Source organism: uncultured Maricaulis sp. (assembly GCF_963976135.1).
In the GTDB taxonomy this organism is placed as follows: domain Bacteria; phylum Pseudomonadota; class Alphaproteobacteria; order Caulobacterales; family Maricaulaceae; genus Maricaulis.
In genome coordinates this window covers 1-8,131 of sequence record NZ_CAXBKN010000104.1, presented here as the reverse complement: position 1 = coordinate 8,131, position 8,131 = coordinate 1, and the positions used below count along the sequence as shown (strand labels likewise).

Below are 8,131 nucleotides of genomic sequence, written 5' to 3'. Positions count from 1 at the left end.
AAAATGGTGCCGCCACACAGATTTGAACTGTGGACCTCGTCATTACCAATGACGCGCTCTACCCCTGAGCTATGGCGGCGCCGGGTCGCTTTAGTCGCGACGCGAAGCCGGGCGTATAATACATGGTCGGCCTCCCGCCAAGTGCGTCTTGACGTGACGAGCTGCGTTCGACATGACCAATGACATGAGCAACACACCGACCCCGCCGCGCAAGCCGCCTGCTTCAGGCAATCCAGACACACGTGAGGCAAGGCTGGCCGCGGCTCTGCGCACCAATTTGCGTCGGCGCAAGGCCGACCGTGCCGCGCCGGCATCGACCCCGGCATCTGCGGATGATCCGGCCGTGGATGCGGGCGAAGGCGAGGCGGGCGAGGGCCGGACTGCACAAGCGTCTGCAATCCCTGCCACGAAAACTCCGCAGGATGGGTCATAATCCCGCCGGGTTCGCACCGCTGCATGTGTGTTCAACGGATTGAGGAGTGAGAATGGACCGGATCATCATCCAGGGTGGCGCGCGGCTCGAAGGCCGTATTCCGATCAGCGGTGCGAAGAATTCGGCGCTCAAACTGATGGCAGCGGCGCTGCTGACCGATGAAGCGGTGACGCTCACCAATATGCCGCGGCTGGCTGATTCGCGTTTCATGGGGCATTTGCTCGCCAAGCTCGGCGTTGTGGTCGAGGAAGGCGATGGCGCTGAACTCAATCTGCATGCCGGCGTGATCGCGGATACTTACGCACCCTATGACCTGGTGCGCAAAATGCGCGCTACCTTCAATGTGCTCGGGCCGCTGCTGGCCCGTGAGGGCCATGCCCGCGTCTCCTTGCCCGGTGGCTGCGCCATTGGTGCCCGTCCGGTCGATCTGCATCTCAAGGCGCTCGAGGCGCTGGGGGCCCGGATCGAGGTCTCCGAAGGTTATGTCGACGCCACGGCGCCGGCCGGCGGGCTGGTCGGCGGCGAGATCGATCTGCCCTTCGCCTCGGTTGGCGCGACGGAACACGCCATGCTCGCTGCGGCCCTGGCACGCGGCGAAACCGTGATCGAGAATGCGGCCCGCGAGCCGGAGCTCGCCGATCTGGCCGCCATGCTGACGGCGATGGGTGCGCTGGTCGAAGGTGCCGGCACCAGCACCATCCGGATCCAGGGACAGCGCCGCCTCAGGGGCGTGCGCCACCATGTCGTCGGGGACCGCATCGAGACGGCGACCTATGCCCTCGCGGTCGCAGCAACCGGGGGCGATTGTGTCCTTGATGGCGCGAACTGGTCCCACAACAAATCGCTCTGGCGGGCCATGGGCGATGCCGGTGTCACCGTCGAGCCGGCCGATCAGGGCGTGCGCGTGGCGCGCAATGGTGAACGCCTGACCGCCGTCGATATCGAGACCCAGCCCTATCCGGGCTTTCCCACCGATGCCCAGGCGCAATTCATGGCGTTGATGACCCTGGCTGAAGGCACATCGGTGATCCGCGAGACGATTTTCGAGAATCGTTTCATGCACGCGCCCGAACTGACGCGGCTCGGTGCCGATATCAGCGTGCACGGCAGTGAAGCCGTGGTGCGCGGCGTGCCGCGCCTGCGCGGTGCCCAGGTGATGGCGACGGATTTGCGCGCCTCGGTCTCCCTGGTCATTGCCGGGCTTGCAGCCGAGGGTGAAACCGTGGTCAACCGGGTCTACCATCTCGATCGTGGCTTCGAGCGACTGGAAGCGAAATTGTCCGGCTGCGGTGCCCGCATCGAACGCCGGTCAGACTGACGGAGAAATGACGTGAAACGCGCTGTAGCCCCGCTTCGCCTGACGGCGCTGGATGTGACCGATCTGGAGGCGATTTCCGCTGCCCTGCAGGATGCTGTGGCCCAGCTGGGCGATTTCGAATTCTCCAGCCGTCAGCGTAGCTTCACCATCGCCTTCAACCGCTTTCGCTGGGAGGCGGGTGGTCGTAAACAACGCGTGCGTTGCGGGCTGCAATTTGGCCATGTCCGGGCCGCGCGTTCGCACAATCTGCGTCAGGGGGCTGATGAGGCGGTGGTCAATCTGCTCTCGATCAGCTTCGTGCCCGCCGAGCCACCTTCCGGCGAAATTGTGCTCGTCTTCTCCGGCGGCGGCGAAATGCGCCTCGATGTTGAATGCCTCGATGCCGCGATGATTGATATCAGCGCGCCGTGGCCGGCGACGCGGCGGCCCGAACATGAACTGGACCAGTCATGACCGCCGATGCCAACCTGCCGGACCGGATTGTCCGGATCGATCTCGACCTGGCCAGTATCGGCCCGAGCGATGTGAACGCCGATCATGAGCGGCGGGTTGCGATTGCCGATCTGCTCGAGGGCAATAGTTTCCGCCCGGTCAGCGACGCGGTCGGCGATACCAGTGGCCCCTATGCCCTGCGCCTGGCGATCGAGCATGACCGGCTTTTGTTCGATGTCCGGCTGGAAGATGACACTCCGGTCCGTGCCTTTGTCTTCGCGCTGGGGCCGCTGCGCCGGATCGTCAAAGACTATTTCATGATTTGCGAGAGCTATTACGAGGCTGTGCGCGATGCGCCGCTGGCCCAGATCGAGGCGATCGATATGGGGCGCCGCGGCGTCCATAATGAGGGCTCGACCCTGTTGCGCGAACGCCTGTCGGGCAAGATCGAAGTCGATTTTGACACCTCGCGCCGCCTTTTCACCCTGATTTGTGCCCTGCACCGGCGGGCCGCGTCATGAGCGTGCCTTCCGTGTTGTTCGTATGCGGTCGCAATGCGATCCGCTCGCCGATGGCGGCAGCGCTGTGGCGCCGGCAATTCGGCGATGCGGCGCAGGCGCGCTCGTGCGGCGTTATCCCGGCCGCCTTTGCCGATGGCTACATGCTGGCCGTGATGGCGGAACTGGGATGTGATCTGGAAGACATCTCGCCGATGGCGCTGAGCGGTGTCATCGACCCGCCGGCCGCCCTGGTCGTATCGCTTTCGAGCGCCGCTGACCGCCTGGCCCGGCAATACGCAGCCGACAAGTCGGCCGAGTTCCAGGCCTGGCCAATTCCCGATCCGAGCGAGACCGGTGGCAGCCGCGAACAGCGCCTCGCTGCCTATCGGCAAACGCGCGATGCCATCAAGGCGCGCATAGCCGATTGGGACTTGCCGCCAAAAAGCGCCTGAAGCCTCGACTTTATGGGGCAGGCGGGACTATAACGCGCGCCGGGGCGCAATCGGCCCGGGAGTCGGGCTGATCTGCTGATTTTTTTGTCCCGCATTTACGAGTATGAGGAGCCGCATGGCTAAAGAAGAATTATTGGAGTTTCCCGGCGAAGTGACGGAATTGCTCCCGAACGCGACCTTCCGGGTGAAGCTCGAAAACGACCATGAAATCATTGCCCACACCGCGGGCAAGATGCGCAAGAATCGTATCCGCGTTCTGGCCGGCGACAAGGTGCTGGTCGAGATGACGCCCTATGATCTGACCAAGGGCCGGATCACATATCGCTTCAAATAAGACCCCGACAGGCGTGGATGCGCGAAACGGATGCCCGAATGGCTGAGCCCCGCCCACGCCTGATCCTGGCCAGCGCTTCACCGCGCCGCCTCGAGCTGTTGGCCAGCGTCGGCATTGTCCCGGACGCTGTCGAGCCCACCGATATCGATGAGAGCGAAATCCCCGGAGAGCTGCCTGGCCCCCTGGCGCAGCGCCTTGCGCTGGAGAAGGCCGCCGCCCATCCCGATGGCGGCGCCTATGTCCTGGCCGCTGATACCGTTGTCGGCGTCGGCCGCCGCATCCTGCCCAAGGCCGAGACCGAGGCCCAGGCGCGCGCCTGTCTCGCCCTGCTGTCGGGCCGCAATCACCGCGTCTATACCGGCATTGCCCTGCGCACGCCGGAGGGCGAACTGACGGCCAAGCTGGTCGAGACGCGGGTCAAGTTCAAACGCCTGAGCGCGCCGGAGCTGGAATCCTATATCGCCAGCGGCGAATGGCGCGGCAAGGCGGGCGGTTACGGCATCCAGGGTCGCGCCGGGGCGTTCGTGATCTCGCTGATCGGCTCCTATACCGGCGTTGTCGGCCTGCCGATGTATGAGACGGTCAATCTGTTGGCCGGGCGTGGCGTTCCAGTATTCGAGGCCCGAAACGAGGCGAAAACCCCATGATCCGCCAGATCCTGATCGAAGAAAATATCGGCGAGACCCGCGCCGCGGTCGCCGAAAATGGCCGTATCGTCGAACTGCATCTCGACCGCTGGTCGGAATTGCGCCAGCGCGCTGTCGAGGGCGAGCTCTATCGCGGCCGCGTCCGCCGTGTCGAACCGGCACTCAATGCCGCCTTCGTCGATCTCGGCCTCGGCGAGGAGGGCTTTATGCCCTTCGGAAAAGCCGGCCGTCCCAAGGGCTTGCATGAAGGCGCGGCGATCGGCGTGCGTGTGTCGCGCGAAGCCTTTGCCGACAAGGGCCCGACGCTCAACCTGGTGGACGTCCCGGCCGGGGACGCCCCGGAATGCCTCGAACCGGCCCCCATCCTGGCCCAGCGCCTGGCGCAGATCTTCTCGGGCGCTGACGTTGTCTGGGCCGACGAGACGGACTTCGATATCGAGGAAGCCTTCGAACTGGCGATGGATCCCGTCGCCCCCATTCCCGGCGGCGGCTCGCTCTGCATCGAGCAGACCCGCGCCATGGTCACAATCGATGTCGATGCCGAGGGCCGCAAGGGCACCGGCTCGCCGCTGCAGCTGGCGCAGGCGCTCAATCTCTCCGCCGCCAAGGAAGCCGCGCGCCAGATCCGCCTGCGCGGCCTCGGCGGTATTGCCGCGATTGATTTCGTCCATATGCGCGGCCAGCCCGAGCGCAAGGCGGTTGAACAGGCGCTGCGCCAGGCTTTTCGCAATGACCGCGCCAAGGTCGATGTCGCGCCGCTGTCGCAGTTTTGCGTTGGCGAGCTGGCACGCCAGCGCCGCGGTCGCACCCTGGCCGAAATCCAGCTTGATGGGACCGGTCGCCCAAGCGTCGAAACCTGCGCCCTGGCGGCCATCCGGCGGCTCGAGGGCGAGGCGCGGGCGCAGCGTTCACGCAAGCTGGTGCTGCAAGTGCCGGCTGAAATCCATGCCTGGCTTGAAGCCGACGCCATCGGCTGGAATGCGGCCCTGGCCGAGCGAATTGGTGCCCGCTTCACCATTGCCTTGCGCGAGGAGTTCGGCCGCGAGGAATGCGGAGTGAAATCCTGATGCCCAAACCCGTTACCTGCCCGATGTGCAAGAATCCGCCGGTCGAGGCTTTCAAACCCTTCTGCTCGAAACGCTGCGCCGATCTCGATCTTGGCAAATGGTTCACCGGCGCCTACGCCATCCCCGGCGAGCCGGTCGACCAGGCCGAGGAAACCCCGCCGGGCCAGCCCGACAAGGAATAGCCGGGCAAGGGGCGGGCCTCACTGCAATAATCTGCGATCCAGAGCGCTGCATCGTGGACAGACCCCGGCGCGCCCCTTATAAACCGCGCTCTCGCCAGCGGCCCAAAGTCGCCAGGCGGACCCGGTGCCCGGGTAGCTCAGTTGGTAGAGCAGCGGATTGAAAATCCGCGTGTCGGTGGTTCGAATCCGCCCCCGGGCACCATTTTCCCATCTTATGGTCCGTCGCTCCGCCACGGGTTGCGCTCCGGTGGGCTGGCTGTTTCCAGAATGTCGGTGACGGGCCCCCGCGACTGGTGGCGGTTCGCGGAGCGCATTGATCCCTTGGGTCCCTGCCAGGCCGGACGCCAGATGCTGCCCGTGCCGCGCGTGTCAGGTGATCCTGCTGGCGGCAAGCGTTTCGGCGATGATGGCTGCAAGGGCTTCGAACCGGTAGGGCTTGGCGAGGTGATTGTCGGCGCCGGCCTGCAGATAGGCATTGATCTGGTCGGCCATGGTGTTGGCGGTCAGGGCGATGATCGGGGTTCGCGACAGGTTCTGTTCGATCTCGATCGCCCGCAAGGTCTGGATCGCGGTGACGCCGTCCATCACCGGCATATGGATATCCATCAGGATGATATCGGGCCGCCGGCGCTTCCAGGCCTCGATAGCCAGCTCTCCATTCTCGACAAGGGTGATCTCGCGACAGCGCGGGGCCAGGAGGCTTTGCAGGACCAGCCGGTTCGTGGCCACGTCCTCGGCCGCGAGGATATTGGTGTGAGCCAGCACGGCTTCCGGGCCGGGTGTGGCCGTGGCGGGTGTCGCTTCGCCGGCCGCCCCTTGGCTGCGTATCGCGGGAATGGCAAAGCTGAATACGGACCCCTGACCCGGCTCGCTTTCGACCCGGATCCAGCCGCCCATCAGTTCGCACAGGCGCCGGGAAATGGACAGGCCGAGGCCGGTGCCGCCGAACTTTCGTGATGTCGAGGCATCGGCTTGCATAAAGGGGGCAAAGACCCGGTCGCAGGTCTCTGGGTCCATGCCGATGCCGGTGTCGGCGATCTCGAACACCAATTCCTCGCTCCTCGCCCCGCGGCGCAAGTCCGCGGTGACCTTGACGCTGCCGGTCCCGGTAAATTTCAGGGCATTGGCGATCAGATTATTGAGTATCTGCCTCAACCTGTTGGCATCGCCAATAAAACTGCCGCGCGCCGCTTCGGCGATATCAAGCGTCAGCGCAAGGCCGCGCTCGGTCGCCATGAGGCTGTGGGCGGACATCACCGCGCCCAGCAAATCGTCAAGCTCGAAGGGCGCGTTGGCAACTGCCAGCATGTTCGCTTCGATCTTTGACAGGTCGAGAATATCGTCCAGGAGGCCCAGCAAGGACTCGCCCGACTCCCGGATCGTCCCCACCATGCCGCGCTGCTGGCTATCAAGGCCCGTCCCTTGAAGCACTTGCGCCATGCCGAGCACGCCGTTCAACGGGGTGCGGATTTCGTGACTCATATTGGCGAGGAATTGACTCTTGAGCTGGTTGGCGCTTTGAGCAAGGCGTGTGGCCCCTTCGAGTTCGGCTTCACGGGCATTGAGCGTGGTCACCATGCCGCGCAGGGCCATCGCCCGCCTGTTGGCGACCAGGGTCGCGGCGGCAACGCTGGTGGCCAACAGGCTGAGCAGCAAGCCGATGGTCCAGGTCGCGGACACGGCATACGGCCGAAAACCGTCGAGCAATTCGGCAGTCGGGCGCACGCGTAAGGTCCATTCCACGCCGTTGAACTCGACGAGCGCTGCAGCCATCGCACGGGTGCTTTCAGGCCCGGCAGCGAAATTCTGCGAGGTCCAGATGGTCTCGCCCAATTCTTCGACGGCGATCGAAAACTGGCTCAGTTCTTCAATTTGCAGCAAGTTCCCGATCAGACGTTCAACCGCAAAAACGCCGATGATCAGGCCGCCCGGTACATCATCATGGCGGACGGGATAATAGGCAACGAGGCCGCGCCCGCCCTGGACCAGCTGGAAACTATTGGTGACCATCATCTCGCGGTTGCGCACCGCATTATTGATCCCGATTCTGCGCCATTCCACGCTGAACAGGTCGAGATCAAGAGCCGCTTCATTGCCAATCAAGGGCTCGATCCAGCGAATGCGATAACTGGTATCGGCCCATTCGATGGCCTGCATCCATGGCTTGTCTTCCAGATACGCCTGGGCGTCGGCAACCCATACTTCATAGGGCAGGCCTTCCGGCCGCACCGCAAATCGTTGCCCGAGGCGGTCGATTGCGAGCATTTCCTGGCCGAGCTGGTATTGCAGATGGTCGCCGAGATCGTCTGCCCGCGTTTCGACCGCGAAACGCAGCGCCGCAAGCCGTTCGGTCTCGGCGCGGGCAGCGAGCAGGTAGGTGCTGACCAGGCCAGCCAGCAGCACAAGCAGGGGCCAGGCCAGGATGTCAAGGCTCAGGATCTTGATTTGATTGAACTCTTGTCGAGTTTTGTCCTGCGCCATTCGCCCGCTTTCATGCTAGGTTTGCCAGAATGCGGGGCGGAGCAAAAAATAAGCTTAACGCGACTGGATGGGGTTGGCCGCCTCCGCCATCTCCGCGCGCGCCCCCCCAACAAAAATGCCCGACCAACCGGCCGGGCGTTCTTGCATCAACATCCGGTGTGTCAGATCACACCAGCTCCTTGAGCTGTTCCGCCTGGAAGTCTTCCAGCTCATCAAACCGGCCATCGCGCACCTTGGCGGCCCATTCCGGGTCGGAGATCAGGGCGCGGCCGACGGCGACGAGGT

At 64.3% G+C, this 8,131-nt stretch carries 9 protein-coding genes and 2 tRNA genes; 9 read left to right on the top strand and 2 right to left on the bottom strand.

Features of this window, described 5'->3' with window-relative positions; translation table 11 throughout:
* Window positions 1–4 precede the first annotated feature (4 nt).
* Window positions 5–79, bottom strand: a tRNA-Thr gene (locus AAC023_RS12375).
* Between the two features lie 406 nt (window positions 80–485).
* Here AAC023_RS12375 and murA point away from each other — a divergent pair.
* The 9 genes from murA to AAC023_RS12330 all read left to right on the top strand — a co-directional run bounded on the left by murA (window position 486) and on the right by AAC023_RS12330 (window position 5,567).
* The gene (murA, locus tag AAC023_RS12370; protein ID WP_339741505.1) at window positions 486–1,751 is read left to right on the top strand and encodes a UDP-N-acetylglucosamine 1-carboxyvinyltransferase; all 1,266 of its coding nucleotides are present in this window, start codon (window positions 486–488) and stop codon (window positions 1,749–1,751) included.
* 12 nt (window positions 1,752–1,763) lie between these two features.
* Window positions 1,764–2,204 carry a DUF2948 family protein gene (locus AAC023_RS12365; protein ID WP_339741504.1) on the top strand — a complete coding sequence of 147 codons (441 nt, stop codon included), beginning with the start codon at window positions 1,764–1,766 and terminating at the stop codon, window positions 2,202–2,204.
* A complete protein-coding gene (locus AAC023_RS12360) occupies window positions 2,201–2,704 on the top strand; it encodes a UPF0262 family protein (RefSeq protein ID WP_339741503.1) in 504 nt (167 codons plus the stop codon). Before AAC023_RS12365 ends, AAC023_RS12360 begins: the two co-directional genes overlap by 4 nt.
* On the top strand, window positions 2,701–3,135 hold the full coding sequence (locus tag AAC023_RS12355) for a low molecular weight phosphatase family protein (RefSeq protein WP_339741502.1): 435 nt from the start codon (window positions 2,701–2,703) through the stop codon (window positions 3,133–3,135). Before AAC023_RS12360 ends, AAC023_RS12355 begins: the two co-directional genes overlap by 4 nt.
* 115 nt (window positions 3,136–3,250) lie before the next feature.
* Complete coding sequence (infA, locus tag AAC023_RS12350) at window positions 3,251–3,469, top strand: translation initiation factor IF-1 (protein WP_019961978.1); 219 nt, start codon at window positions 3,251–3,253, stop codon at window positions 3,467–3,469.
* Window positions 3,470–3,507: 38 nt separating this feature from the next.
* Window positions 3,508–4,116: a Maf family nucleotide pyrophosphatase gene (locus tag AAC023_RS12345; protein ID WP_339741501.1), complete on the top strand. Its 609-nt coding sequence runs from the start codon at window positions 3,508–3,510 to the stop codon at window positions 4,114–4,116.
* Complete coding sequence (locus tag AAC023_RS12340; protein WP_339741500.1) at window positions 4,113–5,183, top strand: ribonuclease E/G; 1,071 nt, start codon at window positions 4,113–4,115, stop codon at window positions 5,181–5,183. The genes AAC023_RS12345 and AAC023_RS12340 overlap by 4 nt, the downstream gene beginning before the upstream one ends.
* On the top strand, window positions 5,183–5,365 hold the full coding sequence (gene yacG / locus AAC023_RS12335) for a DNA gyrase inhibitor YacG (protein WP_339741499.1): 183 nt from the start codon (window positions 5,183–5,185) through the stop codon (window positions 5,363–5,365). Before AAC023_RS12340 ends, yacG begins: the two co-directional genes overlap by 1 nt.
* Window positions 5,366–5,491: 126 nt before the next feature.
* Window positions 5,492–5,567: transfer RNA gene (locus tag AAC023_RS12330), tRNA-Phe, on the top strand.
* Between the two features lie 167 nt (window positions 5,568–5,734).
* Here the strand turns inward: AAC023_RS12330 and AAC023_RS12325 are convergent.
* Window positions 5,735–7,846 carry an ATP-binding protein gene (locus tag AAC023_RS12325; RefSeq protein WP_339741498.1) on the bottom strand — a complete coding sequence of 704 codons (2,112 nt, stop codon included), beginning with the start codon at window positions 7,844–7,846 and terminating at the stop codon, window positions 5,735–5,737.
* Window positions 7,847–8,131 lie beyond the last annotated feature (285 nt).

Excerpts from the sequence above, each read along its gene's own strand:
- murA (WP_339741505.1), top strand. The coding sequence starts at position 486 with ATGGACCGGATCATCATCCAGGGTGGCGCGCGGCTCGAAGGCCGTATT.
- AAC023_RS12360 (WP_339741503.1), top strand. The coding sequence starts at position 2,201 with ATGACCGCCGATGCCAACCTGCCGGACCGGATTGTCCGGATCGATCTC.
- AAC023_RS12355 (WP_339741502.1), top strand. The coding sequence starts at position 2,701 with ATGAGCGTGCCTTCCGTGTTGTTCGTATGCGGTCGCAATGCGATCCGC.
- infA (WP_019961978.1), top strand. The coding sequence starts at position 3,251 with ATGGCTAAAGAAGAATTATTGGAGTTTCCCGGCGAAGTGACGGAATTG.
- AAC023_RS12345 (WP_339741501.1), top strand. The coding sequence starts at position 3,508 with ATGGCTGAGCCCCGCCCACGCCTGATCCTGGCCAGCGCTTCACCGCGC.
- AAC023_RS12340 (WP_339741500.1), top strand. The coding sequence starts at position 4,113 with ATGATCCGCCAGATCCTGATCGAAGAAAATATCGGCGAGACCCGCGCC.
- yacG (WP_339741499.1), top strand. The coding sequence starts at position 5,183 with ATGCCCAAACCCGTTACCTGCCCGATGTGCAAGAATCCGCCGGTCGAG.
- AAC023_RS12325 (WP_339741498.1), bottom strand. The coding sequence starts at position 7,846 with ATGGCGCAGGACAAAACTCGACAAGAGTTCAATCAAATCAAGATCCTG.